Source organism: Pseudoalteromonas sp. Scap06 (assembly GCF_013394165.1).
Lineage (GTDB): Bacteria > Pseudomonadota > Gammaproteobacteria > Enterobacterales > Alteromonadaceae > Pseudoalteromonas.
On record NZ_CP041330.1, the window covers coordinates 1,702,024 to 1,727,298 of the forward strand.

The window sequence follows — 25,275 nt, forward strand, 5'->3', positions numbered from 1 at the left end:
CCGTTAAATCTGCACAATCATCTTTGGCCAATACGACTGTTGAACCGGCTAATAAAAAACTTATTGTAATACCTTTAATAATTGTCATTTTATAATTTTTATTATCTCGCATTGTTCATTATTCCCATTTAATTAGTCGTTAGCGACAAAATACAGATAACAGCCCTTGCAGCTCTTCATTTATAACATGTTGTTTTACAACACCTTGAATAGGAGTATTTGAAGCTGTGTTATTTAAAATACCCACCATTTTAGCGCTTTCTCCAGCACATAAAGCCTTAACACTGTGTACGCCTAATCTTATTGCTAACATACGATCCGCAGCCGATGGGTTTCCGCCGCGCTGTAAGTGCCCTAGCTTGGTTACACGTAAATCTATACTTGGATTTACGGCAGTTATTTTTTCACATACATATTCAACACCATTTTCATCGCCCTCAGATACCACCACGATAAATGCGTGTTCGCTATGATAATCGCTAATCTTTAGCAATAAATCATCGATATCTTTGTCATTTTCAGGGATCAATACTGAATCTGCACCAGAGGTTAAACCGGCATAAGTGCCAATATATCCGGAATCACGCCCCATAACTTCAATAACAAACACCCTATTATGTGATTCTGCAGTATCTCTAATATTATCAATACATTGCATTGATGTGTTTACTGCCGTATCAAATCCTAAGGTGTAATCTGTGCCTGCAATATCGTTATCTATGGTGCCAGGAATGCCAATATAAGGGATATTGGTTATGTGTGATAACCATAAACAGCCTCTAAAAGAGCCATCGCCACCTATGACAATTAAGGCATCAATATTATTATGTTCAATTGTAGCTAAAGCTTGCTGTCTACCTGCCTCCGTTCTAAATCTTTCACTGCGTGCGGTTTTTAAAACGGTACCACCCAAGTGCATACTCTGTTGCAGGTTTTTACAATCAAGTGTCACTAAATCATTATCAATTAAACCCTCATATCCTTTTCGAACTCCTGACACTTTTATGCCTTGTTGTTGAGCGGTTTTTACGATGGCAAATAAAGCGGTGTTCATTCCCGGAGCATCACCTCCAGAGGTAAGCACGGCAATATGATGAATTGGTTGCATCGGTTCACGTCCTTAAAGCAAGCTATACATTAAAATGATAATAGCTGTTTATTGTTAGGCAGTGTTAACTAAGTGCAGTTAAGTTGATCTAGTTATGCGTTATTAAACAATATTTTTCATAACAATAGAGGGAAGTATTTATATTGGCATGCTAACTTGCTATCAACATGCCGTGGTTAACTATTAATGTAGAGCAGCAGTAAACGGTATATTTTTACAAATTTCTGCTTCTATTATTAATAACTCTTCTAAACGATCATCAACTTCTTGTTTATCAAAGTATTCGTAAGCAAGTTCAACAAATAGATTTTTATGTTTTTCTTCAGACTTGGCTATCGCAACATAAAAATCTTTTTCTTTTCCTTCAGGTAAAGCTTCAGCAACTAAAGAAAAACGTTCGTGTCCCCTCGCCTCAATTACACCGCCAACAAGTAGCCTGTCCATTAAAAAACCATCGCGACCATGTCTAAAGTGTGCGCGAATTTGTTTAATGTAAGGGTCTTTTTTATCGTCACCTAAATTAGTATCACGCTCAATGAGTAATTTCAGCACTTGCTTGAAATGAATTAACTCTTCTAAGGCTAAGTCAGTCATGGCTTTAACTAATTTACGCTTATCAGGGTAATGTGAAAGCATAGACATAGCCATGCCCGATGCTTTTTTTTCAGCAGCAGCGTGGTCTTGTAAAAAAGTTTCAAAGTCGGCTAAAACAACTTCGGTCCATTCAAATGGCGTGTGGTATTTTAATTCAAACATATGGATACAACTTATAAAATAATGCGTGGATTTTAGCGTATTTAAAAATAAAAATCTTTGCTCGCGGTTTAAATTTGTCTCTCATAAGGTAAAAATTTATCTATCCGCCCTTTCGCTGTCGATTCAATTTTTAATGGATGTTTTATATCATTCCACGCGGTGACCTTACCCCCCATATTCATTTTTTCAAAACCATTTAACTCAGAGGTAATATTTAAAAAATCACAAAGCTGACTAAAACTGTTAGGGTTGGCAATATCTATCGCTAAAAAATCATCTTCTCGATTACTAAAATAAGCCTTAGCATTATTAATGTGTACGTTATAACAATCAGTTAAATACTGGTCGTTATTTATATTCTCTAGTGAAAAGTCTTTAAATGTATTTAAATAACAGCGCTTTAAATGAATGTTAAAGCCACCATCTGCACGGGTTAAATTAGTGTGCATTCGCTGTAAAAGCTGTCTTATTGATGGTATCCATGCAGTAAGCTCTCGCTCTAAATATATAAATTTTGCGCCAGGATAGTATTTATCTAATACTTTAAAATCGTTAAATATGGGAGTGTCTGCAATTGCGACCGCATTATCAAAACAGGCGGTAGTGTATGCAGTATGAGCAGTTGGTATACCAAAATGTAAAAATGCATTGCATACACTGGTGGTACCGGTTCGCGGTAAGCCAATAATAAATATTTTTTGTTTCATGGGGTTTTACATGTCTTTTTCTGAAAACCAAAGTGAAGTATTATCAAGTGGTGTTAGTAATGGTAAGTTTTTGTTTTCTAATCTAATAATAATCTTATTTTTGATATCTGCGTGCTCAATGGCACTGCGATGATACGCATTAAATAAGCGATCAAACTCGCCATTTTTACGCATGACCGCTAAGCCATTTTCAACAGCATAGGCCAACTCGGGCGTATCTTTACTAAAAAAGAAGTAAATTGCACTTGGGTATTGCAGTATTAACTGAGGAAGAGTTGTAAGTTTTGCATCACCTTTAAAGGTATTTAGCTCCGTTTCAACCTCAAGCAACGAACGAGGAAATACATCGCCCCTGCCTTTAATTAACATATTAAACAAAGAGCTGTATTCAATTGATGTTACTACAGGTAAACCGCTATCTAATAATATTTGTGTATCAGGCCAATCATGTCCCTGTATAAAATGTACTTGTTTGAAATCGCTCAGACTATTCATGCTTGAAAAACTATTGAGCTTATTTTGTGTGGTTACCAATAAGCGCCACCCGTATAAACCTTTAAAAATAGGCACTCTTACGGGCAATAGCTCTTTTTCTCGCTGCTGTGAAGTCATGGTCCATGCAACGTTGACTTCATCATTATGTATAATTTGTTTTAATGAGCGGCTTTGAGGCATAGAAATACTCGATGCTTTTAATGTATATTTTGCGCCGCTGTATTGTAAGGCCGTTCTCAATAAAACTAACGGATAAAGAATTTCATCTTCACCAACTCGCATCGTTTTTGGATAAACATAATTTAAACAATCAATACTTTGATTGCTATTGTCATTTTCTATTGCCCATACAAATGACGCCAACGAAGTGGCAAAACATAAGCTTATAAAAACAATAGCGAATCGCATCTTTATTTATCGACTTAACAATAAAATTAAGGAACTTACAAAAAGAATAGCAAAAGTCATCATCATACTTAATACACGTGCTTTTAGATTGTTAGTACTAATAGCTGAGCCATGAAGTGCACGGCTTATAAATAGCAAACCGCCAAGTGCATGCATATAATGACTTGCTAAGCCTTGATACTCTAATAAGAAGAGTAAAATTAGGCTAATTGGTACATACTCAATAAAATTCCCATGAGCTCGAGTTGCACGTTCAAGCTCAGGATGACTCCCATTACCAAGTGAAATGCCTTCAGACTTGCGTATTTTTACAACATTAATACTCAGGTAAATATAATATAGTGCCAGTAAAGCCGCATAACTCGATATAATCACAGTATTTTTCCATTTAATTTTTAAGCAATAATAACACATAACTTAAGCTGTAAAATCACTTACTTTAGTATCAAATATGCTAGAGTGATTTATAGATTGGTATCGTAATAAGTAAGGATAATATGTATTTAAGAACAAAAATAACCAATAGCTACCGCGAAATAATTAACAGTATTGGGTTTTATCCCTCATTATTATCTGTTGCTTTTTTATTTTTTGCCGTACTGACAATGTCAGTCGAGTACTTAGCCCCCATCGGAAAACTTAAATCACTAATTTCATTTATATTAGTTGATAGCGCAGAAAACGCACGTACCATTTTAAGCACCCTCGCTGGCAGCATTATTTCGTTAACCGTATTTAGTTTTTCTATGGTGATGGTGGTATTAAATTCAGCCAGTGCTAGCTTATCCCCCCGAGTTGTTCCTGGGCTCATTACCCGTAAATCACACCAAATGGTATTAGGGTTTTATTTGGGTAGTATTATTTATTCAATAATAATGCTGATAAATATCAACAAACTCGATAATGGTAATACCGCGATTCCCTCACTTGGCGTATTGTTTGCGCTTGTTTTTGGGTTAATATCTTTAGGATTATTTGTATTTTTTATTCATTCTATTTCAAAAGCAATACAAGTAGATAACGTATTAAATGGCTTGTTTAGGCAAACAAAAAAAGAAATTCAAGACATTATCAATATGCAAGACGAAAACCCCGTTGATAACTTTCCCGAGTTTTCAAACTGGCATTCAATAAACAGTACAACCGAGGGTTACTACAAAGGGGTTCATTCTAATAAATTATGTGCCCTACTAGCAGATGAAAATATTGAGCTGTTTATTACGGTTAAGCAAGGTTATTTTACAGTTAAAGGTTACCCGTTTTTAAAGTGTAATAAGGACATATCTGAGAACGAAGAGTTAATTGAGAAAATTTTAGATTGTTTTATTTTTTATATAGAAGAATACATTAGCGACCATTACCGCTATGGGTTAACACAAATATCAGAAATTGCCGTAAAAGCTATGAGCCCAGGAATAAACGATCCGGGTACTGCCGTTAAATCTATTGATATGCTCAGTATATTATTAATAGAACGACTAAAGATTAATGCAATAAATTATTCATGCTATCAAAAAGATGAGCAACCATTGTTGTACTTTCATGAAACCAGTTTTGATGAACTGCTTCATGATAACTTCACCCCTTTACGCAATTATGCAAAAGCCGATGCCTATGTAATGACTAACGTTATTGAAGCATTTAAAAATATTTTATTTATTGCTAATGAGAATGTGGATGCACGAAACAGTGTGTTTAATTATTTAAATGCCATTGTTGATGATATTAATCAGCACATAGTTAACGAATACGATCGTCAAGAGATTAGTAATATGCTGTATGCCATTGTGCGTATTAGTGAATCACAAGGAAAGCAGTTGGTGGCACGATTTGAGCGCCACCCATCTATAAGCGCTTAATCAATATAATAAATTGCGTAACTTGATGCGCTTATTGTAATTTCACCAGCATGATATGCATCGGGTACATAGTTACTCGGTGCACCATCAGCCATCATTACTTTTTCACTGCGCATGTAAGGTACTGATGGCATATCAAGCGGACTTAAAGACGCACTATATAAGCCTTTCAATTCAACATCAAAATCAGCACTTAACTCTTTTGCCGCTGCTTTAGCTTGTTTAATAGCTAATTTTTGTGCTTTTTTGTGCAGCTCATCATAGTTGCTCGCTAAAAACTGCGTTTGTCTAATTTCATTAATACCGTTATTAACTAAACTTTGTAAAAGCTCAGGGTATTTATTAATCGCTGAGAGTTTAATTGTAAGCGTTCTGGATACTTTAAACCCGGTAAACTCTTGCTTACCTGTTTCGCGGTTATATTGATTATCACGATAGATTGAGATTTGACCAGCATTAATATCTGCATCAGCTACGCCTAGTTTTTTTACTAAACTAATTGCACTGGCCATAGTCGTATCAGTTTGTTTTTTTGCGGCAATTAAGTTTTTATCTATTTCCGTAATACCCACTGTTAATAAAACATGATCTGGCATAGTCGTTACCGATGCTTCACCTTTTACATAGATATGAGGCTCTTCAGGGGCATTAGTTGCATAGGCTGACGTGCTTAGCAAAGCAGCCGTTAAAATCGAAAGTGTTTTCATAGTTCTATCCTTTTAAATTGATTGCCTTAGTTAACACCTTATGTGGTTAATTGCAGATGAACAAGCATAAAAAAACAGGCAAAAGCCTGTTTTTTAGTAATGAAGCATTAAATGCTGCAACGCTTGTAGTTACGATACTTTGGTAACCAGTAGTTTCTGTCGATGGCTGCCCACAGAGCATCATCTGAAATCTCAAGCGCAACGCCCTCTTCAATTGCTTTTTTAGCGACTGCAAATGCAATACGTTTACTTAGTGTTTCAATTTCTGTTAGCGCAGGTAATAAGCTACCTTTGCCCGTATTAGCTAATGGTGATGACTCTGCCAACATTTCACTCGACATTATTAGCATCGCATCGGTAATACGCGTTGCTTTAGCAGCAATTACACCTAAGCCAATACCTGGGAAAATGTAGCTGTTATTACATTGAGGAATTGGGTAAGTAACGCCGTTATAAACAACAGGCTCAAATGGGCTACCTGTAGCTACAATCGCTTTACCATCAGTCCATTTAATAACATCTTTTGGGTAAGCTTCTACCTGTTTAGATGGATTACTTAACGGGAAAATAATAGGTGCTTCACAGTTTGCGTGCATAGCGCGAATAACTTGCTCAGTGAATAAGCCCGGTTGACCTGATACACCAATTAAAATATCTGGTTCTGCACAGTGCATTACATCTAATAATGACGCGTATTCGCCGCTGTAAGTCCAATCGGCTAGGCAGCTCGTTGGTTGCGCTAACATTTGTTGGAAGTCGCGTAAGCCTTCCATGCCATCAGTTAATAAACCAAAACGGTCAACCATAAATACTTGGCTGCGAGCTTGTGCTTCACTGATACCTTCGGCCACCATAGTGCTAACAATTTGTTCAGCAATACCACAGCCTGCAGATCCTGCGCCTACAAACACAACTTTTTGAGTCGAAAGTTTAGCGCCTTTAACACGACACGCTGCTAATAAAGACCCCACAGTAACCGATGCAGTACCTTGAATGTCATCATTAAAGCTACAAATTTCATTACGGTAACGCTTTAATAATGGCATAGCATTTGGTTGTGCAAAGTCTTCAAATTGCAGTAACACGCTTGGCCAACGACGCTTAACCGCTTTAATGAATAAATCTAAAAACTCATCGTACTCATCTTGCGCAATACGCTTATGGCGTGCACCCATGTACATTGGGTCGTTTAATAGTTTTTCGTTATTCGTGCCTACATCAAGCATAACCGGTAATGTATACGCTGGGCTAATACCACCACAGGCGGTATATAAAGAGAGCTTACCAATTGGAATACCCATACCGCCAATACCTTGGTCACCTAAACCTAAAATACGTTCGCCATCGGTAACCACGATAACTTTAACTTTACCTTTAGTGGCATTACGTAAAATATCGTCGATTTGGAAACGATCTTCATAGGAAATAAACAAACCACGTGCACTGCGGTAAATATCAGAAAATTTTTCACAGGCATCACCCACAGTTGGGGTGTAAATAATAGGCATCATTTCTTCAATATGATCACGCACTAAACGATAGTAAAGCGTTTCGTTATTGTCTTGAATAGCGCGTAAATAAATGTGCTTATTTAAATTGTCATTAAAACTTGAGTATTGTTGGTAACAACGCTCAACTTGTTCTTCTATTGTTTCGTAACGAGGAGGAAGTAAACCTGCAAGATTAAAGTTTTCACGTTCTTTTTGGCTAAAAGCACTTCCTTTATTCAATAATGGGGTTTCAATTAGGCCTGGGCCAGAATAAGGAATATAAAGATAATTAGGATCGGTATTTGTAGTCATATTTCCAAGCTTTACTGAATCTTAAATAATGATCTGCCATTATCATTGTTAAAGGCTAAATTGCAATGACATTTAAGCTTGTCAGACCATTGAAAATGTTCAAATACAAGCGCTACTTTAGTATAAAGCCACTCATATTTGGTGAATATGTTAGCTGCCGATTGTGGATTTAAAAATTAAACGCACATTAAACAAACGATTTCTTTTTTAATGGTAACAACACTGACGGCTATTTTTAGATTTGCTAATTTTTTACGTTAGTTAACATGCTATTTTCAATCAAATAGTTATTAACTATTAATCTGTTATATTTAAAACAGCAGGCAGCAAACCTGCTGTTTATTATACATGTTTTAAAATTTAAATGAGGCTTTATTATTACTTAAATCAGATAACGCCATCCCTTCTCTGCGCGGATCGGCGGCGCCATACAAGCGGTTGTTTTTAACTTCTACCGCATGCAGCCCTGAGTTTAAGTCAATGACACGCACATCATGGCCGCGCTTTTTAAGCTTAGGTACAAGCGCTTCAAGTTCAGTACCTTTTTCAAGGCTAGTATAATCATTACGATTAGTTGTACGCGGTAAATTAATGGCCTGTTGTGCATTTAAATCCCAATCTAAAACGCCAATAACAACTTGCGCTACATAATCAATAATACGACTCCCACCAGGAGAACCCACTACTAAACGTAAACTGCCATCTTGGTTAAAAACCATCACCGGAGACATTGAGCTGCGCGGACGTTTATGTGCTTCGACCCTGTTAGCCACCAATTTGCCATTTTTACGTGGCGAAAGTGAAAAATCAGTCAGCTGATTATTTAAAATATAACCATTAACCATCACTGTTGAGCCAAACGCCATTTCAATAGAGCTGGTCATTGAAACAGCGTTTCCTTTGCTATCCACAATTGATACATGCGAGGTAGAGGGCAGCTCAAAAGAATCATCGTTTGCATAGCTTAAGTGATCAACAGGGTTACCTGGCAATGCTTTTTGATCTTTTTCAGTAATTAATTTCGCGCGGGTGGCAATATAGTCTTTATTTAATAATTCTTGAGTAGGTACTTGGGTAAAGTCAGGATCGCCAATATATTTATTACGATCGGCAAACGCAATACGTGACGCTTGGCTAAAGTAATGAATTGCCTCGGCGCTATTGGCTTTAATATTTGCCATGTTTTTGTGTTCAAGCAAGCCTAAAATTTGTAGTACTGAGATACCGCCACTACTAGGCGGCGCCATCGAGCACACATTATACACTCGATATTTTATACAAACGGGTGCACGCTCTTTACTGCTGTAATTAGCAAGATCTTGCTCAGATAATTTACCAGGCGCAATTTTTGACTGCTGTACTGCTTTTACCATAGCTTTGGCATTATCGCCTTTATAAAACGCATCTATCCCTTTTGAAGCAATGTCTTTATATAAATTAGCTAATGGCTGATTTTTTTTAATACTGCCGACTTCAATTACTTTGCCATTAGGAAAAAAATACTCATTAATCACCGGCATACTCATTACGCCTGGGTTTAATTGTCTAACCAGTAAACCATGTAACCGAGGCGATACTTCAAACCCTTGTTCAGCAAGTTTAATCGCAGGTTCAAATAAGCTAGCCCAAGGTAAAGAACCGTACTGTTTATGGGCGCTGGCAAATGCATGTAAAATACCGGGTACGCCTACAGAGCGTCCACCTACAACCGCTTCAATCCATTTTACTGCGTTGCCGTGTTTATTTAAAAACAGGTTTTCATCGGCATTACTCGGCGCGGTTTCACGGCCATCAAAGCTGGTGAGTTTATTATTCGCTTTATTGTAATACATCATAAAGGTACCACCGCCAATACCTGATGATTGCGGCTCAACTAATGTAAGTACTAATTGGGTGGCAATAGCGGCATCAACCGCACTGCCGCCTTGCGCTAAAATGGCTTTACCAGCTTGTGAAGCATACGGGTTAGCGGCGGCTACCATGTACTTATCGCCAGCCACTAATTTCTTATGTACAACACCTGTGGCCGCTTCAGGTTCACGTGTTTCAATTGTGCTAGCGTTTTGTGCAAACAAAGGAAAAGACAAGGCACTTAGAGTCAGTGCGAATAAACAGTTGAGCTTAAAATTCATAATCACTTAATAAACTTAAATTGCATGGAAGATAATTGGCATCTTAAAGTTAAACAGGCACAATATGCAAAAATAAATATAAAAATGATCGCTAAATGCTTAATTTACCTCTTCAGCCGCGCTATGTTTTCCCTCCCTTATGTTTAATCGTATTAAGTACGTTCTTAGCATGGCTGGGGATAAACAACGAACTTGAATTTAATCGTCAACTGATTGAACAAGGCCAACTGTGGCGTTTGTTTACCAGCCAATTTGTACACGCCAATTGGGTGCACTTAGGGCTGAATTGTGCCGGTATAGCGCTTATTTGGTTATTGCATGGTGAGTATACTTCGCCAAGCAGATATAGTTTTAATATTGCCACATTGGCTATGTGGTGTGGCTTAGGTGTTTTTTGGTTTTGTCCCGCAATTACAATTTACACAGGGCTTAGTGCCCTATTGCATGGCGTGATCATTTGGGGAGCCATAAAAGATGTCACTGTTGGACTTAAATCAGGTTATGTGTTGTTTATTGGTGTTTGGGTAAAATTAATTGCAGAGCAAATAAATGGCCCTAGTGCTGATATAGGCGCATTGATCAACTCAACGGTGGCCGTTGATGCTCATTTAATTGGCGCGATTGGCGGCGCATTGTTGGGCGTTCCTTTAATTATTAAATTAATCAGCAAAAATAAAGAATAAAAAAACGCCACATTGTGGCGTTTTTTACTAATTTACCGCTATTTATAGTGTTTCTTTAAACAACTTATAAATACGACGGTATTCGTCTAACCAGCTCGAAGGCTGCACAAAACCATGCGGCTCTACTGGGAAGATTGCTGTTTCAAAGTTTTCTTTCTCAAGTTCTATTAAACGCTGCACTAAACGCACTGAATCTTGAAAGAACACATTATCATCAACCATAGGCGCATTAATTAATAAATGCTTTTTAAGCCCTTCAGCATAGTAAATAGGTGAACTACGCTCATAAGCTATTGGGTCAACATCTGGGTGATTCAAAATGTTAGCGGTATAGCCTGTGTTGTAATGTGCCCAATCAGTCACAGGGCGAAGCGCCGCTCCTGATTGAAACAAATCTGGCGCGGTAAATAACGCCATAAAGGTCATAAATCCACCGTATGAGCCACCATAAGTACCTACCGCTTGGGTATCAACGTTGGCATTTTCAGCCATCCATTTTACGCCGTCAGCTAAATCTTGTGTTTCAGGTGTTCCCATTTGACGGTAAATAGCAGTACGCCAATCACGGCCATAACCTTTAGAAGCACGGTAATCCATATCCATCACTACGTAACCTTCATCGGCAAGTAATGAATGAAACATAAATTCGCGAAAGTAACCAGACCAACCCATGTGTGAATTTTGCAGGTAACCGGCACCGTGGTTAAAAATAACCGCTTTACGGTTTTTACCTGTTTCACCTTCTTGGTAATCAGCCGGGTAATAAACTTTGGCGTATATTGGCTGATCTGTATGGCTTGAAGGCACAGCAACAATTTTAGGCGCCGTGAGTTTTTTAGCTAAGAACGCGTCAGATACCGTGTTAGTTAAACGAGTTGCGGTTGTGTTTGCTTTAGCCTCAGCCACATAAAGCTCAGTGGGTATAGTGATTTTAGAGTGTCTTAATAATAACTTAGACTGATCAGGGCTTAAGGTGTAATCCGTCATGCCGTTTAAGTCTGTTACTTGCTCGCTATCACCTGTTTGTAGATTAACGCGGTATATTTCGTAAAGGCCTGGATGCTCAATATTCGCTTTATAGTAAATAGCGCTATTGTCATCAGTAAGGGTTAAATTAGATACTTCAAATTTACCCATGGTAAGCGCAGTGGCTTTACCATCAAGTGGCTTTTTATAAAGTTGACTATAGCCCGACTCTTCTGATAAGTAATACAAGGTAGTGGAATTATTTAACCAACCAAAGTCGTTAAAGGCATAAGCAATCCACGCATCGTCATGTAAACGATGTTGAGACACAAGTTTGTTATTTTCAAAATCTACAGTGGCTAACCAACGATCTTTGTTATCCCATGCTTCAAGCATAATCGCTACTTGGCTACCATCATCGTTCCAGCTGATGGGTGATTGATTCCAACCCCAATCTGAAATAACGTTTATACCACGAGGTTGTTTTTTAGATTTATAGGTTTTACCTTCACGGGCGAAGTTTTCTTTTTTAACCTCAGCAAGTACATCTTCATCAAAACCAGGTAAAGTATTGAACCCTAATGTGGTTTGGCTTTGATCTGCAAGGTTAATATAAACAAGCTCAGAAGTTTGCTCTTTAGAATCAGCTACGCGGCGGCGAACTTTTTTAGGCTCTATCGTCGCATCATCAGTGATGTAATTAGGCATAATATCGCCTTCACCACGCCATGAGCTTTTTTCTTGTACGACTACAATTAACGCATCGCCATTTGGAGAAAGCTCTGCTTCATCAACCGTGTTGCCATCGCCTAAATAATAATGAGTGTTAGCAATTGAGCTGTTATTAGCTTTTACTTGCTCTTTACGCTCATGCTTATCTTGTTTATTTTTGTGCTGCAGTGCAATGTAATCAATAAGCTTATGTTGCTCTTTGGCAATATAAGTTGATGGTTCTTTTACGCCTTGTGGTTTGTCAGCGAGTTTTAAATTGGCTATTTCGCGGGTTAAACCTGTGGTTAAATCCACTTTGAAAAAGATATTACCCTGACGATACGCTAAGTTACCATCGTTTAAAAACTGTGGTTTTGACTCAGTAGCAGAGCTTTGCGTAATTTGTTTAATTACGCCTGACTTTACGTTTTTGATAAATACGTTACCCTCAAACACATAAGCTTGAAGTGATTTATCGTTAGAAAAAACAGCTTTACTTGAACCAACACGGTGTAATTTTTCTAGTGCCACTTGCTCTGCTGTTTGTGAGTTTACAGCTTGAGTGAATAAATCTCTTAGCTCACTACCTTGCTGCTTACGCGCATAAATAATGGTACTTGAATCTGCACTCCAAAATGCGCTTTGCGGTTGGCGTCCAATCCAATCAGGGTGAGCCATCGCTTGTTCAAGGGTAATTTTTGAATCGCCCAAATCTGCGGGCGTGTTAACAACACTAGCAACGGTGGTATTTGTTTGAATAGATGAGTCAGTAGAAGTTGTAGCGGTTGCTGTACAACCCGCTAACATAACACTTGATGCAACAGCGATTGCAACAAGTGTTTTAGAAGATGAGAATTTAAAAATCATAGTGCTTCTTGACGGTTATTATAATTAACCATATTTAAGCAGAAGCACCTTTATAATTGCAATTATTTAAGATAAACAACGCTGATATCGGGGTGAGTAACCCGTTTATTCAACCGTTAAATCAAGCCAGACTAATCGGTGGTCGCTTGATGCATTTCTATCTTTAATTAAACGATATAATTCGCTTTGTTTTTTCGGCCAAAAAACTCCACCATCTTTTATGGTTAAGCCATAATTTGAAGGGAGTACGTAATCAACGCGTGCTTGCCAATTAGCGGTATAGTTTTTAGCATAAGCTTGCGGGTATTGCTCTTTTGCGCCCTCACTGGTTGGAATAAAACCGGCGTTAATCAATGGGCTTTTAAGTATTTGGTCAGTAGTATTAGTACGCTTTTTATCACCTTCAGGTGCGGCATTTAGATCACCTAAAATCACAAATCGCGATTTTGCTGCAAGCCCACCCTTTTTACCATTATCATCATAAAGGTAACTTTCGTTATTAACGTAATCGGCAATAAGCCTAATTTCATCATGGTTACGAATGCCATTTCTGTCTTCATCGCCATCAAACACAGGCGGTGTTGGATGCGACGCTAACATATGGACTACTTTATCGTTTACTTTTACGGGTATATCCCAAAAAGATTTAGAGCTTAAACGTAAAGCATTCCACTCTTCATCGTTATACCAATTGGTATTGGTTTTTGGGTCAACTGGCATTTTTACATTAGGTAAATCTTTGTGCTTGAAGGTTTGTAATGTTCTGATGTTGTCAAAATCAATCGGGTAGCGAGATAAAAACGCCATTGCGTAATGGCCTTCAAAAAAACCAAAGCCCTGTGCATCACCCATTACCCCAGTTTTTTTGCCGTTATTGTCTAAGTCAAACTCAGTTGCTAAGCCGGTATTAACGGGGGCAATGTAAACGTATGGGTAATCAATTGCTGCTTGATTATTTTGCCCTACATTTAAGTAGTGGCTTTTAAAATACTCAATACCTTGCTCTTTTGGAATGTAGTCAAACTCATTGAGTAGTACTACATCTGGGCGGACGCGCTGGATTATTTCAGCAATATTTTTAATTTGCTGGTGGTTTGAACGCAGTGCATTTACCAGTGCATCACTTTTTACTTGTTCATTTTTAGCGGTGTAATTAGTGGCATCCATACTGACATTAAAGGTTGCTACGCGTAGCGATTCAGCCAATACAGGGCTGCTAGAAAAAACAGCAAATAACACACTACTGATTGCTGTAATACTAAGATTACGTTTCATTATATGAATCCATCTATAATTAATAATAAAATTGTGCTGCTGACTATAACCCACAAAGTAATTGCCATCAAAAATGGCTTTATACCTGCTTGCTTAAGAACCGATAGTGACAAACCACTGCCAATTAAAAACAGTGTAACCACTAATAATTGCTTAGCTGCACTATTAATAAGTTCCCATGTGGATGAAAACGACGGCATATAAGTATTTATTAATGCGGCTAATAAAAAGCCCACAATAAATAAAGGAATACTTGCCTTTTCATCAGAGCGCATAAACACTCCCGCAACCGCTGTATAAGGAATAATCCACATCGCACGGGTCAATTTCACCGTAGTGGCAATACTCAGTGCCACAGCACCATAAGTAGCCGATGCCCCTACTACGCTGCTAGTATCGTGAATGGCTAATGCGGCCCACAAACCAAATTGCTGTTGGGTTAACTCAAAATAATGCCCAATTGCGGGAAATAATAATAATCCCACGCCATTAAGTAAAAATACAATCCCTAAGGCAACAGCGACTTCGTGATCTTTAGCTTTTATAACCGGTGCCATAGCGGCAATGGCGCTGCCACCGCAAATAGCGGTACCAAATGAAATTAGCACGCCTGTATTACGATTAAGCTTAAAAACTTGGGTTAAAATCTCTCCAAACCCGATTATGGCAGTAATACTAACAATTGTTAATACTAAAGAGCTGCGTCCTACCTCAATTACTTCATTAAAATCAACAGCAAAGCCTAAGCCCACAACGGCAAGCTTAAGCATCACTTTACTGGCCTGTTGAGAAAGCTCACTAAACGGGTTGCCTAAGGTAATAGCAAATATAGCGCCTAAAACCAATGCACTTCCAGCACCTAAAAAAGGAGTCATACACAAAGCGAGTAAGAGTATAAATATTGGCTTATGCAATTTAGTGATAATCATCACTTTAAGGCCGAATAAGTTTATTTGTCAGTTTATGTACGACGGGAGCAACAAATATAACTGTAGGAAAAGCAATGCAAAAGGCAAATAACCAGGCTTTAAGCCATATAGCTACAATATTTTCGACCATTCCTACATTAAAAATTGAAATAACAAACGACATAAAGCCTGACATGAAAAGTGCCATAAAAAAAGCGAACACAATAGTACGAAACTTTGGGTGGATCATTGAAAAGAAACCTTTAGAAGGTAAAGCGATAAATTGAATTCAACTTACCGCTTGATTTTTTAACTTATAATAGCGATTTGCTAGTAGCTAATACGCCTGGGTAATCCTGCTCTGGCAAGCATGATGTAAGTTCAGCTAGGCGGTTACCTAATTGCTGTAAACTCTCACCCGAAACATTAATATGCCCCATTTTACGACCGGGCTTAACGCCTTTACCATACCAGTGACTGGTTACATCCGCCGTTTTTAAAACATCAGCAGGGATATGTGCTTGGCCTAATACATTGATCATAGCAGTAGGTTGCTTAATTTGCGTATTACCCAAAGGTAACCCTGCAACAGCACGCATATGGTTTTCAAATTGCGAGCAGTGAGCACCTTGCTGTGTCCAGTGTCCTGAGTTATGCACTCGAGGAGCTATTTCGTTAACTAATAACGTACCCTGTACATCAAAAAACTCTATGGCCAATACACCTACATAATTAAGCTCATTTGCAATACGGGTAAATGCTGAGGTTGCTTGGCTCTCTACTAAGCTATTATCTTTACCGGCTAGTGAAAGCGTTAATACACCATTGGTATGTTGGTTTTCAGTAAGTGGATAAATTGCAACGTTACCCTCTTTGTCGCGCGCGCCAATAATAGAGACTTCACGATCAAACGGGATCATTTTCTCAGCAATAATTGAATGAGGTGCATGCTCTGTACCTGAGGCAATAAAGTCAGCCATTTCAGCCCAAATAGTGTCTATTTCATCATCAGATTTTAAACGCCATTGGCCTTTGCCGTCATACCCAGCTTGGCAGGTTTTTATAACTAACGGCTTACCTAATATTTTAGCTGCTTGTTCAAGATGCGCTTTTTCAGTAATAAGTTGGTATGGTGCACAAGCTACTTCGGTTTTATCTAACAAGGCTTTTTCAAGCGAACGGTCACCACCGGTTTTTATTGCTTGTTTACCTGGATAAAACTTATTGCTATTGCAGCAAAGCGTTAATACATCATCGGGAATATGCTCAAACTCAGCGGTAATCGCATCTGCATCATTGATAGCTTGCTCAAGTGTGGTTGAATACACTTGGTTGGTTAGCGGGTGCACAATTTTTTGGCTGCCAACATCATAAGCAATCACATTTAAATTAAGCGGTGCGCCAGCAAGGCTCATCATTCGCGCAAGCTGCCCAGCACCTAAAATTAATATAGTCATTATTACTCTGCAGGATTTGGGTTAGCTAGAATAGTGTCGGTTTGCTCTTTACGAAACGCTTCAATTTTGGCGAAAATTTCAGGATTTTGACAGCCTAATATTTGTGCAGCCAATAAACCAGCATTAGCTGCACCTGGCTCACCAATAGCCAAAGTGCCTACAGCAACGCCCTTAGGCATCTGGCAAATAGACAATAATGAATCAACACCATTTAATGCTTTTGACTTAACTGGAACGCCTAAAACTGGCAATGATGTAAACGCTGCAGCCATACCCGGTAAGTGAGCCGCCCCACCTGCGCCTGCAATAATTACTTTAATGCCACGCTCGCTTGCTGAACTTGCATAATCAGCAAGTAATTGAGGAGTGCGGTGAGCAGAAACCACTTTAGTTTCATAAGCAATGCCAAATTTTTCTAGCATCAACGCAGCGTGTTCCATGGTTGGCCAATCTGATTTAGAACCCATAATAATGCCAACAGTCATAAATACTCCTCAGTAATGTATTTTAAAAATAGCGGACTTATGTCCGGTTTTATGGCGGGTATTATATACTTAAATACCGCAGTAATGCGACCAGCAGGCAATAAAAAAGCCATGTTAAACATGGCTTTTTTTAAATGCTGAAAATACTTGCTGTTATGCTTCTTTACTCGCCAAGTATTCGCTGTAGTTTCCTCTAAAGTCGATAATTTTACCGTCTTTAATTTCCCAAATACGGGTAGCAACTGATGATACAAACTGACGGTCGTGTGACACAAACATCAAAGTACCTTCATACGCTTCAAGTGCTAAGTTAAGCGCTTCTATAGATTCCATATCCATGTGGTTAGTCGGCTCATCCATTAATAAGATATTTGGTTTATGCATCATGATTTTACCAAACAGCATACGACCTTGCTCACCACCTGAGATAACTTTTACAGATTTTTTAATATCGTTTTGTGAAAACAACATACGACCTAAGAAGCTGCGAACAACTTGCTCGTCATCGCCCTCTTGCTGCCATTGTTCCATCCACTCAAATAAGTTCATGTCTTTTTCAAACTCATCGGCATGGTCTTGCGCATAATAGCCAATATTAGCATTTTCAGACCATTTAAACTCACCGCTTTTAGGCGCTAAACGCCCTGCTAAGGTGTTTAGTAGTGTTGTTTTACCGACACCATTCTCACCAATAATAGCAATGCGTTCACCTACTTCAACTAGGCCTTCTAAACCTGAAAATAAAGTTTCTTCAAAGCCTTGCGATAAGCTAGTCATTTCAAGCGCGTTACGGAATAACTGCTTTTCTTGTTCAAAACGGATAAATGGCGACTGACGTGACGAAGCTTTCACTTCATCTAATTGAATTTTATCAATACGTTTTGCACGTGAAGTTGCTTGCTTTGCTTTTGAAGCATTAGCAGAAAAGCGCGATACAAACTGTTGTAGTTCAGCTATTTGGCTTTTCTTTTTGGCGTTTTCACTCAATAAACGCTCGCGAGCTTGGGTCGCTGCAAACATATATTCATCGTAGTTACCCGGGTAAATACGTAATTCACCGTAGTCAATATCGGCCATATGCGTACATACTGAGTTTAAAAAATGACGGTCATGCGAGATGATAATCATAGTACAGTCACGTTGATTTAGAACATCTTCTAACCACTTAATTGTGTAAATGTCCAAGTTATTGGTAGGCTCATCAAGCAACATGATATCAGGCTCTGAAAACAATACTTGCGCTAATAGCACACGAAGTTTAAAACCTGGTGCGATTTCAGACATAGGACCGTAATGTTGTTCAGTAGCAATACCAACGCCCAGTAATAGCTCACCCGCTTTAGACTCAGCAGAATAGCCGTCCATTTCAGCAAACTCAGTTTCAAGGTCGGCTACCTTCATGCCATCCTCTTCACTCATCTCTGGTAGGCTATAAATACGATCGCGTTCTTGTTTTATATCCCAAAGTTCTTTGTGACCCATTATTACAGTGTCGATCACAGAGTATTCTTCGTAAGCGAACTGATCTTGATTTAGTTTAGCAACACGCTCATTAGGATCTGTGCTTACATTACCCGATGATGGTTCAAGTTCACCGCTTAGAATCTTCATAAACGTTGATTTACCACAGCCATTGGCGCCAATTAAACCATAGCGGTTTGATTCACCAAATTTAGCTGAGATATTTTCAAATAATGGTTTAGCACCAAATTGCATGGTGATGTTAGCTGTACTAATAATAGCGCTACCCTCCAAGGGAGACTGAAGTATTTAAATTGCGCGCAGTTTAAACCAAATCAGCGTTTTTTTCTATGAAAGTTTATAGCATACCCTAAAGTAAACAGTGGCTATTTTTTTGCTAAATAAGGATTGGAATAGCCACAGTGGTAGACCGTGTTAAAGTAAAAAAAGCTATGTAAAGTTCACTATTATTCTGTAAATGCGGTAAAAAAATGTTTAATAAAAAAACAATTACAGTCATTGCTAATAAATAAAATTTAACGTGCTAAAACGCTATTTGGTCGCATTTTACTTTTATTAACATTTAATACGGCTATATTAACGTTTTTTATAGTATTAGAGTTTTAGCTCTACCTATGCCGATAGTAGCAACTATGAAAAAAACTCAACACTTTCTCTCCTGCATTTAAGCCTAATGTCTTATTCCAAAATTAAATAGCAGTTTATACGGCTACAAAATAAAAACAGTATTAACTTAAAGTGAACAAGCAGCGCATTTCGTATTAATTATCGTTGATAATTTTTCACTTTTGAGCCTTTTATTGCTTTGCTAGTCTGCACGACTTCGAATTTAGTAATTATAAAAACGTCTTTTTTAGGCAAGGCACACACAATGAAAATAAAATTAGTATCGCTCGCGATTGCAGGTGTTTTAACAACACCGAGTGTTTCAGCAATCGAAGTATTTAAGGATGAAAAAAATACAGTCGCAATTGGCGGTTATATAGATGCGCGAGTAATTAATACTCAAGGTCAAAATGAAGTGGTTAATGGTGCCTCACGAATTAATTTTGATTTTAAACGCCAACTAAAGAATGGCTGGGAAGCAATGGCTTTAGTTGAATGGGGTGTAAACCCTGTTGGCAGTAGCGATATTGTATACAACAACCGTTTTGAATCGATTCAAGACGAATTTTTGTATAACCGGTTAGGCTATGCTGGTTTAAAACACGATAAATACGGCCAAATTACTATTGGTAAACAATGGGGTGCGTGGTTTGACGTAGTATATGCAACTAACTACAGCTATGTTTGGGATGGCAACGCCGCAGGTGTCTATACCTACAACAAAGACGATGGTGCTGTAAATGGTACTGGTCGTGGCGATAAAACATTGCAATACCGTAATAGTTACAGTGATTTTGATTTTAGTGTGCAAACTCAGTTAAAAAACAGCGCTTTTTATACCTGTGATGTAAGTGATATTACAGAATCACAATGCCGGGCTAATTTTGAGTCAGGCGATACTGCTGCGCAACAAGTTGAATTTAACTATACATTTGGCGGTGCAGTAACCTATAACGTGACTAATAAGCTAAAACTGACCGCGGGTATTAACCGCGGCGAGTTTGAATTAACTTATGGCGACGGAACAACCCGCTCTGTTGACGATTTAATTTATGGTGCAGGTGTTATTTGGGGCAATATTGATGCGCCAGGTTTATATGTAGCCGCTAATATCAACAAAAACGAAAACCACGACACAGATAACATTGGTCGCTTAATTGAAGATGCAATTGGTATTGAAACGTTCGTATCGTATCGTTTTGAAAACGACTTTAGACCATTTATTGCCTACAACTTGTTTGATGCAGGTGATGACTACGTAATTCAACCAAACTTTAACGCCGATCCTAATGATGTTTTTAAACGTCAGTTTGCAGTTATGGGTGTTCATTATTTAATTGATGAAAACACCCAGCTGTATCTAGAAGCACGAAAAGATTTTGGTGATTTTGAAAGTGATAATAAACAGCAGCAAGCACAAATGGAACAATCGGAAGATGACGGTATTGCTTTTGGTTTTAGATACGTTCTTTAATGGCCTGTTAAGCTTTCAAGTTTAAATTTGCAAAGTTAAACTGACTAAAGCCCTGCAAAATAGCAGGGCTTTTTTATTGTTCTTGCAGAAGGTTTAACTACTTTTTCTTAAATGCTTTTTTTAACGCACGTGTTCCCTCTTGTGGCCCTAAAATAAGCCACAAAAAGGTAACCCCACCTGGGACTAAAACGGCTTTTAGGATTGGGCCGAGAATAAAAGAATAAAAATAAATAAGTGGAATAAAAAGTACATAACCAATAACACGTTTGATAAACTCCATGTATCACCTTTTGATTAATTGAGCATGCTCATAAATTTAATTGAGCGCGCTCAATCAATCAAGTGCTGATTTAAGCTCAACATCCAACAAAATTATAAAGCATTGAATACTATGAGTAAAAAAGAAAAAACACGGGATAAAGTTTTAGCTTCAGCATGGGAGCTTTTCTTACTACAAGGTTATGACCACACATCGACAAGAGAAATTGCTGTTGCAGCTAATGTGGCAGTTGGTACTGTGTTTAGTCATTTTGAAAATAAAATTGATCTGCTTATGGCAGGTATGCAGCAACAAATTAAAGTTATTATCGAGCAAGCAAAGCAATCAGATACTCAGCGCCCTCCTCGATTGAAATTACGCCACTACGCTCACCCTCTATATTCCTTTTATTGTGAAAACAGTGAATTTAGTAAATTACTAATTAGCGACATTATTTGGCGTGCTGATTTTTTTAAAGCACAAATGGATGAATTTAAAAAACTGCTATTTAGTGAACAACCAGATTTTGATGAAACAAAAGCAAGTGTGATGATGGACTGCTATTTTATGACCCTGATCACAGGCTTAAACGACGAGATACCAAATGCAGAAGCCATGCTGAGACAACTGAGCAACAAAATTGCATTGTTGTAACGTCAATTATAAAAAGCTGGAGTTTAAGTCTGTGTATTACTGAACCATTGATGGAAAACCCGATGTTAGCTGCAATTAAAATGTCTAACTTAGAACATCTAAACAATTACATTGTTGCTTTGTTTAATTTGGTTTTCCTGTTCCTACACAACTCACTTAATAAAACGCGTAGATATAAGTTAAAAAAAACGCCCAATACACGCCAACAATTTCCCCCCTCCCTGATTATATTTTTAAAAAATTCACCTATTGCTAAGACTTGTTTTAAATTAAACAAAGTATGATGTGTTCTTTAGAGTGGATGCTCCACCAGCAGTAAAGCAATAAAAATCAATGCAAACTATATTTAATTGATCACCGTCATTAATTAATCAGAAGGCGTGTTAATTTGCGAGCTCAAGAACGCCGTATAATTTAACAGTGCTTTATCGACACTCAGTGCAGGGTTTTGATTATGTTCAGCATTACTATTAATTGTACTTCCCCACTTAAGCCAGTCGTTTGGATGTTTTGCTAAACTAGTAACTAAATTATTGTATGCACCTAACATTAAAGAGTGCTCTGCCCCACCGACAGTGATATATAAAAATGTCGGTTGTTTTATACAATTTATATTTGTTTTTAAAAATGCATCAAACCGCTTAGTCACTGTCATATCGTCATACCAAGCGGCTGGGCTAAATGCAAAGTAACCATTGAATAACTTTGGTTTAGTATGCAGCGTGTATAAAGTAAAGCTGCCCCCAGCTGAAAATCCGGTCAAAATTCGATTTTCAGTTAATGTGTAGTTGGCCTCTAAATAAGTAAGTAACTCTTGCTCTAGAAAAGCTAAAAACAAATCAGCTTTACCAAAAATTTCAGGCGAACTTTCATGTTTAGGTCGAGGATTTGTATTAACGTCCTTCCTTGCATAAGGTGGCACAAGATCACGATTTCTAGTATCAGTAAAAAACTGATTTGGTATAGCAACTAAAATAGCCTCATTTAATGTACTTTCATGATTTAATGCTTTTAAGGCTTTATCCCAATTAGCTAGATTAAAATTACCATCTGTTTTTATAATAAGTGGATACGCTTTATTTTTGTCAAAACTATCGGGTAACCTTATAAATACTTTTCGTGACTCTTTAAGCACTTTCGAATCTAGGGTTACATCAACAAACTCTGAAACATCATTTTGATAATAGCTAAATCCAGTTATTGCAAGCCCAAATACACTAGCCGTAAGCAACATATTTAAAATAATCGCTTTTTTAATTCTCATGCGCCATCCATTTTAGTTAATTGCTTATGCCATACACCGTTATTAAGTTGCTGGTTAAATACAAAGCCAAGCTTAGTGAGTAAGTTATAACAGCGTACATTTTTACCATGAATTTCTGCGTATAGATGTTCAATGTTTAAAGAGCGATGTATCTCACTGACAAAACCTTTAAGTACTTCATGCATTAAGCCTTGTTGCCAATAAAAAGGATCAAGCTCAAAGCCCAAATAAGCAGTTTTAGTTTGGTTATTAATGTTATACAAACCACAAGTACCAATTAAGTCGCCAGACATATTATGTTCAATCGCAAGCCGAACACCTTCCCCTTGATAATAACTCGATATATCATCTTGAATTAATTGCTTAACATGCTCTTTATTTAGCGGCGTTTTATAATCGTTAAACTCATAAACGAGGGGATTATTTAAAATTGTTAATAGCGCTGCGCCATGTTTGTGGGTAATTAAACGCAAGGTAACGCGGGGTAATTTTATCGTTTTAAACATGCCTATGCCAAATAAAGTAAACGCGCTTTAAATAGCACTTTATAGAACGTCATTATTAACTTACCATATCGTATTCACAAGCATTAATTAAGATAAACTATGAGCGACAATTTTAAAGTAATACAGCCAACTACTACTGTTTACTGCCCAAAACGTGGTGAAGGTTGGACCCTTACCGGCATTACTAATATTGATGAGTTCACATCGGTTATGTTTGATGGCGTACGTTACACCTTACCAGCGAGAGAAATTGTGGAGGAGTTGCTGCCTAACCAATTAGCGCGTGAACAGCAGCAAAGCTAGTCAAGTTGGATGTTATCTTAAGGCTGAAAGTATTTACAGCCTTCTGACTATTATCGCCCAAGTTTTCATTAAAACTAGAACCACTCATTTGCTAATCAATTACTATTCCTTTTTTTTAATTTCCAAATCATCTTTTACACTTAACTGGTGTTGTCCAGGTATTAAGATCATGATTATTATAGCAACAGAAATTAACAAAATTACTCTTAGTAGAGCTGAAGTTATAAAACCTTCTAGCATAATAACTAAAAAAACTAGCGGTACCGCGAAAAATACGCCTAAGTAGCGGTGACGATTTGTGAATTCATATAATGAGCCACATCGAATACATCTATTACGAGTCGACATTAAAGATAGAATAAACCACGATAATGAAATTTTAGCATGGCATTTAAAACACTTTGGTAACATATACAACCAATATTATTAAGAAAAATTAAAGTTACTGAATTTTCAGCTTAGATTTGTGTAAAAGTTCGGTTCACCAACTTTCACTAAAAATTCAAAACGCCTCATCTTCACTGTATACATTTACATTAAGTTCATCGTTATCTTCAAATACGACAAACGAAATAGGCCTGCAACACACTTGGCAGTCTTCTATGTATTGCTCATCAATATCAGCCACATCAATTAATACTTCTATAGATTCGCCACAGTAAGGGCAACTAATTGACTTTTCGGTTAACTGGTTCATATCTTACCTACTATTCGTATGACTGTATGATCTCACTTTAGTAAATAACCCTATATAAAACAATGCTGGTAAAGTGACTTAATAATTCAAATTTAAACAGCATTAGCTAAAATTTTGTTTAACTTAATTAAATCAACTAAGCCATATTGGTCCTGCTGTAAAAAATAATCACATTGCCAACGCTGTGTGCTTTTAGCTGCGTTACTAAATACGCCTGAACCACTCAGAGCCCTACTTTCACTCCAAGGTGGAAACACCCTAAAAGCGGTTTTTCCCTTACGGTTCGTACCTGTAACTATGCCTTTTTTAACTAACAACTCAACCGGAAATATAAATAAACCACTTTGTAAATTTGCTACTTGGTTGTTACTAGAGGTTAATCCATCACTTGAAACCGCCACTAATAAGTAGTCAAACTCATTGGTAAAAGGAATTGGCTTAGAATTACTACAATCCGCTGGGCGTTTCCATAGTGCTAAAAAAGCACCTGGTCTGTCTGGTGTAACTTTAGCTTTTCTGTAAATTATTCGATTATGGTTTATAGTGAATGCATACCCATGGTACTGAGCATTTTGATTATGAGGTATTAACTCATCAGCGTTTGGAAGTTTATACTCTGAGGAAACAAAGTTGTTTTGTAGAACGACTAGCAATTCATCATGCAAATTATCAGTCGTCATTAAACTTTTCATACATAGCATCCG

The 25,275-nt window shown here is 37.6% G+C and carries 25 protein-coding genes; 5 read left to right on the top strand and 20 right to left on the bottom strand.

All coding sequences use genetic code 11. The features are described from left to right. Positions 1–139: 139 nt before the first annotated feature. The 5 genes from FLM47_RS07805 to FLM47_RS07825 all read right to left on the bottom strand — a co-directional run bounded on the left by FLM47_RS07805 (position 140) and on the right by FLM47_RS07825 (position 3,849). Positions 140–1,108, bottom strand: a complete 969-nt coding sequence (locus FLM47_RS07805) for an ATP-dependent 6-phosphofructokinase (protein WP_178956082.1) — start codon at positions 1,106–1,108, stop codon at positions 140–142. A 183-nt stretch (positions 1,109–1,291) separates the two neighbouring features. Then, positions 1,292–1,864, bottom strand: a complete 573-nt coding sequence (locus tag FLM47_RS07810; RefSeq protein ID WP_008114635.1) for a tRNA-(ms[2]io[6]A)-hydroxylase — start codon at positions 1,862–1,864, stop codon at positions 1,292–1,294. A gap of 68 nt (positions 1,865–1,932) precedes the next feature. Beyond that, positions 1,933–2,571 carry a sulfotransferase gene (locus FLM47_RS07815; RefSeq protein ID WP_178956083.1) on the bottom strand — a complete coding sequence of 213 codons (639 nt, stop codon included), beginning with the start codon at positions 2,569–2,571 and terminating at the stop codon, positions 1,933–1,935. 6 nt (positions 2,572–2,577) lie between these two features. Next, on the bottom strand, positions 2,578–3,474 hold the full coding sequence (locus tag FLM47_RS07820; RefSeq protein ID WP_178956084.1) for a transporter substrate-binding domain-containing protein: 897 nt from the start codon (positions 3,472–3,474) through the stop codon (positions 2,578–2,580). Between the two features lie 6 nt (positions 3,475–3,480). Next, the gene (locus tag FLM47_RS07825) at positions 3,481–3,849 is read right to left on the bottom strand and encodes an MAPEG family protein (protein ID WP_138607320.1); all 369 of its coding nucleotides are present in this window, start codon (positions 3,847–3,849) and stop codon (positions 3,481–3,483) included. A gap of 122 nt (positions 3,850–3,971) precedes the next feature. Here FLM47_RS07825 and FLM47_RS07830 point away from each other — a divergent pair, with 122 nt between their 5' ends. Further along, the gene (locus tag FLM47_RS07830) at positions 3,972–5,333 is read left to right on the top strand and encodes a DUF2254 domain-containing protein (RefSeq protein WP_178956085.1); all 1,362 of its coding nucleotides are present in this window, start codon (positions 3,972–3,974) and stop codon (positions 5,331–5,333) included. On the opposite strand, the gene FLM47_RS07835 is transcribed toward FLM47_RS07830, so the two are convergent. From FLM47_RS07835 to ggt, 3 genes are all read right to left on the bottom strand, one after another. Continuing rightward, complete coding sequence (locus FLM47_RS07835; protein WP_138607324.1) at positions 5,330–6,040, bottom strand: SIMPL domain-containing protein; 711 nt, start codon at positions 6,038–6,040, stop codon at positions 5,330–5,332. The genes FLM47_RS07830 and FLM47_RS07835 overlap by 4 nt on opposite strands. Positions 6,041–6,147: 107 nt before the next feature. After that, complete coding sequence (locus FLM47_RS07840; RefSeq protein WP_178956086.1) at positions 6,148–7,842, bottom strand: NAD-dependent malic enzyme; 1,695 nt, start codon at positions 7,840–7,842, stop codon at positions 6,148–6,150. A gap of 353 nt (positions 7,843–8,195) precedes the next feature. Beyond that, the gene (gene ggt, locus FLM47_RS07845) at positions 8,196–9,974 is read right to left on the bottom strand and encodes a gamma-glutamyltransferase (RefSeq protein ID WP_178956087.1); all 1,779 of its coding nucleotides are present in this window, start codon (positions 9,972–9,974) and stop codon (positions 8,196–8,198) included. Between the two features lie 95 nt (positions 9,975–10,069). Between ggt and rrtA the strand changes: the two genes are divergently transcribed. Continuing rightward, positions 10,070–10,657 (top strand): rhombosortase, encoded by a 588-nt coding sequence (gene rrtA, locus FLM47_RS07850; protein WP_178956088.1) that lies wholly within the window; start codon positions 10,070–10,072, stop codon positions 10,655–10,657. A gap of 42 nt (positions 10,658–10,699) precedes the next feature. On the opposite strand, the gene FLM47_RS07855 is transcribed toward rrtA, so the two are convergent. The 7 genes from FLM47_RS07855 to FLM47_RS07885 all read right to left on the bottom strand — a co-directional run bounded on the left by FLM47_RS07855 (position 10,700) and on the right by FLM47_RS07885 (position 19,066). Next, positions 10,700–13,201 carry a prolyl oligopeptidase family serine peptidase gene (locus FLM47_RS07855; RefSeq protein WP_178956089.1) on the bottom strand — a complete coding sequence of 834 codons (2,502 nt, stop codon included), beginning with the start codon at positions 13,199–13,201 and terminating at the stop codon, positions 10,700–10,702. 105 nt (positions 13,202–13,306) lie between these two features. Continuing rightward, positions 13,307–14,476 carry an endonuclease/exonuclease/phosphatase family protein gene (locus FLM47_RS07860; protein WP_178956090.1) on the bottom strand — a complete coding sequence of 390 codons (1,170 nt, stop codon included), beginning with the start codon at positions 14,474–14,476 and terminating at the stop codon, positions 13,307–13,309. Then, a complete protein-coding gene (locus FLM47_RS07865; RefSeq protein ID WP_138607334.1) occupies positions 14,476–15,405 on the bottom strand; it encodes a YeiH family protein in 930 nt (309 codons plus the stop codon). Before FLM47_RS07865 ends, FLM47_RS07860 begins: the two co-directional genes overlap by 1 nt. Before the next feature lie 4 nt (positions 15,406–15,409). Then, positions 15,410–15,634 (bottom strand): DUF2798 domain-containing protein, encoded by a 225-nt coding sequence (locus FLM47_RS07870; protein WP_075169227.1) that lies wholly within the window; start codon positions 15,632–15,634, stop codon positions 15,410–15,412. A gap of 64 nt (positions 15,635–15,698) precedes the next feature. Further along, positions 15,699–16,841, bottom strand: coding sequence for a 5-(carboxyamino)imidazole ribonucleotide synthase (locus FLM47_RS07875; protein WP_178956091.1), 1,143 nt, complete (start codon positions 16,839–16,841; stop codon positions 15,699–15,701). Between the two features lie 2 nt (positions 16,842–16,843). Next, the gene (purE, locus tag FLM47_RS07880; RefSeq protein WP_008114610.1) at positions 16,844–17,326 is read right to left on the bottom strand and encodes a 5-(carboxyamino)imidazole ribonucleotide mutase; all 483 of its coding nucleotides are present in this window, start codon (positions 17,324–17,326) and stop codon (positions 16,844–16,846) included. 153 nt (positions 17,327–17,479) lie between these two features. Beyond that, positions 17,480–19,066, bottom strand: a complete 1,587-nt coding sequence (locus FLM47_RS07885; protein ID WP_138607347.1) for an ABC-F family ATPase — start codon at positions 19,064–19,066, stop codon at positions 17,480–17,482. Between the two features lie 613 nt (positions 19,067–19,679). On the opposite strand from FLM47_RS07885, the gene FLM47_RS07890 reads away from it, so the two are divergent. Further along, positions 19,680–20,888: a porin gene (locus FLM47_RS07890; RefSeq protein ID WP_138607340.1), complete on the top strand. Its 1,209-nt coding sequence runs from the start codon at positions 19,680–19,682 to the stop codon at positions 20,886–20,888. A gap of 97 nt (positions 20,889–20,985) precedes the next feature. On the opposite strand, the gene FLM47_RS07895 is transcribed toward FLM47_RS07890, so the two are convergent. Continuing rightward, positions 20,986–21,168 (bottom strand): hypothetical protein, encoded by a 183-nt coding sequence (locus FLM47_RS07895; protein ID WP_138606183.1) that lies wholly within the window; start codon positions 21,166–21,168, stop codon positions 20,986–20,988. A gap of 111 nt (positions 21,169–21,279) precedes the next feature. Between FLM47_RS07895 and FLM47_RS07900 the strand changes: the two genes are divergently transcribed. Next, on the top strand, positions 21,280–21,801 hold the full coding sequence (locus FLM47_RS07900; protein ID WP_178956092.1) for a TetR/AcrR family transcriptional regulator: 522 nt from the start codon (positions 21,280–21,282) through the stop codon (positions 21,799–21,801). A 367-nt stretch (positions 21,802–22,168) separates the two neighbouring features. Here the strand turns inward: FLM47_RS07900 and FLM47_RS07905 are convergent, their stop codons facing one another. Together FLM47_RS07905 and FLM47_RS07910 are read right to left on the bottom strand one after the other, a co-directional pair. Beyond that, positions 22,169–23,065, bottom strand: coding sequence for an alpha/beta hydrolase (locus tag FLM47_RS07905; protein WP_138594951.1), 897 nt, complete (start codon positions 23,063–23,065; stop codon positions 22,169–22,171). Next, on the bottom strand, positions 23,062–23,571 hold the full coding sequence (locus FLM47_RS07910) for a GNAT family N-acetyltransferase (protein WP_054200947.1): 510 nt from the start codon (positions 23,569–23,571) through the stop codon (positions 23,062–23,064). The genes FLM47_RS07905 and FLM47_RS07910 overlap by 4 nt, the downstream gene beginning before the upstream one ends. 99 nt (positions 23,572–23,670) lie before the next feature. On the opposite strand from FLM47_RS07910, the gene FLM47_RS07915 reads away from it, so the two are divergent. Further along, entirely contained in the window at positions 23,671–23,874 is a 204-nt protein-coding gene (locus tag FLM47_RS07915; RefSeq protein ID WP_010390026.1) for a hypothetical protein, read from the top strand. Between the two features lie 502 nt (positions 23,875–24,376). On the opposite strand, the gene FLM47_RS07920 is transcribed toward FLM47_RS07915, so the two are convergent. Both FLM47_RS07920 and FLM47_RS07925 read right to left on the bottom strand, forming a co-directional pair. Continuing rightward, positions 24,377–24,571, bottom strand: coding sequence for a CPXCG motif-containing cysteine-rich protein (locus FLM47_RS07920; RefSeq protein ID WP_054200950.1), 195 nt, complete (start codon positions 24,569–24,571; stop codon positions 24,377–24,379). A gap of 92 nt (positions 24,572–24,663) precedes the next feature. Then, a complete protein-coding gene (locus FLM47_RS07925) occupies positions 24,664–25,263 on the bottom strand; it encodes a MepB family protein (RefSeq protein WP_178956093.1) in 600 nt (199 codons plus the stop codon). Positions 25,264–25,275: the final 12 nt, after the last annotated feature.

Excerpts from the sequence above, each read along its gene's own strand:
- FLM47_RS07805 (WP_178956082.1), bottom strand. The coding sequence starts at position 1,108 with ATGCAACCAATTCATCATATTGCCGTGCTTACCTCTGGAGGTGATGCT.
- FLM47_RS07810 (WP_008114635.1), bottom strand. The coding sequence starts at position 1,864 with ATGTTTGAATTAAAATACCACACGCCATTTGAATGGACCGAAGTTGTT.
- FLM47_RS07815 (WP_178956083.1), bottom strand. The coding sequence starts at position 2,571 with ATGAAACAAAAAATATTTATTATTGGCTTACCGCGAACCGGTACCACC.
- FLM47_RS07820 (WP_178956084.1), bottom strand. The coding sequence starts at position 3,474 with ATGCGATTCGCTATTGTTTTTATAAGCTTATGTTTTGCCACTTCGTTG.
- FLM47_RS07830 (WP_178956085.1), top strand. The coding sequence starts at position 3,972 with ATGTATTTAAGAACAAAAATAACCAATAGCTACCGCGAAATAATTAAC.
- FLM47_RS07835 (WP_138607324.1), bottom strand. The coding sequence starts at position 6,040 with ATGAAAACACTTTCGATTTTAACGGCTGCTTTGCTAAGCACGTCAGCC.
- FLM47_RS07840 (WP_178956086.1), bottom strand. The coding sequence starts at position 7,842 with ATGACTACAAATACCGATCCTAATTATCTTTATATTCCTTATTCTGGC.
- ggt (WP_178956087.1), bottom strand. The coding sequence starts at position 9,974 with ATGAATTTTAAGCTCAACTGTTTATTCGCACTGACTCTAAGTGCCTTG.
- rrtA (WP_178956088.1), top strand. The coding sequence starts at position 10,070 with ATGCTTAATTTACCTCTTCAGCCGCGCTATGTTTTCCCTCCCTTATGT.
- FLM47_RS07855 (WP_178956089.1), bottom strand. The coding sequence starts at position 13,201 with ATGATTTTTAAATTCTCATCTTCTAAAACACTTGTTGCAATCGCTGTT.
- FLM47_RS07860 (WP_178956090.1), bottom strand. The coding sequence starts at position 14,476 with ATGAAACGTAATCTTAGTATTACAGCAATCAGTAGTGTGTTATTTGCT.
- FLM47_RS07865 (WP_138607334.1), bottom strand. The coding sequence starts at position 15,405 with ATGATTATCACTAAATTGCATAAGCCAATATTTATACTCTTACTCGCT.
- FLM47_RS07870 (WP_075169227.1), bottom strand. The coding sequence starts at position 15,634 with ATGATCCACCCAAAGTTTCGTACTATTGTGTTCGCTTTTTTTATGGCA.
- FLM47_RS07875 (WP_178956091.1), bottom strand. The coding sequence starts at position 16,841 with ATGACTATATTAATTTTAGGTGCTGGGCAGCTTGCGCGAATGATGAGC.
- purE (WP_008114610.1), bottom strand. The coding sequence starts at position 17,326 with ATGACTGTTGGCATTATTATGGGTTCTAAATCAGATTGGCCAACCATG.
- FLM47_RS07890 (WP_138607340.1), top strand. The coding sequence starts at position 19,680 with ATGAAAATAAAATTAGTATCGCTCGCGATTGCAGGTGTTTTAACAACA.
- FLM47_RS07895 (WP_138606183.1), bottom strand. The coding sequence starts at position 21,168 with ATGGAGTTTATCAAACGTGTTATTGGTTATGTACTTTTTATTCCACTT.
- FLM47_RS07900 (WP_178956092.1), top strand. The coding sequence starts at position 21,280 with ATGAGTAAAAAAGAAAAAACACGGGATAAAGTTTTAGCTTCAGCATGG.
- FLM47_RS07905 (WP_138594951.1), bottom strand. The coding sequence starts at position 23,065 with ATGAGAATTAAAAAAGCGATTATTTTAAATATGTTGCTTACGGCTAGT.
- FLM47_RS07910 (WP_054200947.1), bottom strand. The coding sequence starts at position 23,571 with ATGTTTAAAACGATAAAATTACCCCGCGTTACCTTGCGTTTAATTACC.
- FLM47_RS07915 (WP_010390026.1), top strand. The coding sequence starts at position 23,671 with ATGAGCGACAATTTTAAAGTAATACAGCCAACTACTACTGTTTACTGC.
- FLM47_RS07920 (WP_054200950.1), bottom strand. The coding sequence starts at position 24,571 with ATGAACCAGTTAACCGAAAAGTCAATTAGTTGCCCTTACTGTGGCGAA.
- FLM47_RS07925 (WP_178956093.1), bottom strand. The coding sequence starts at position 25,263 with ATGAAAAGTTTAATGACGACTGATAATTTGCATGATGAATTGCTAGTC.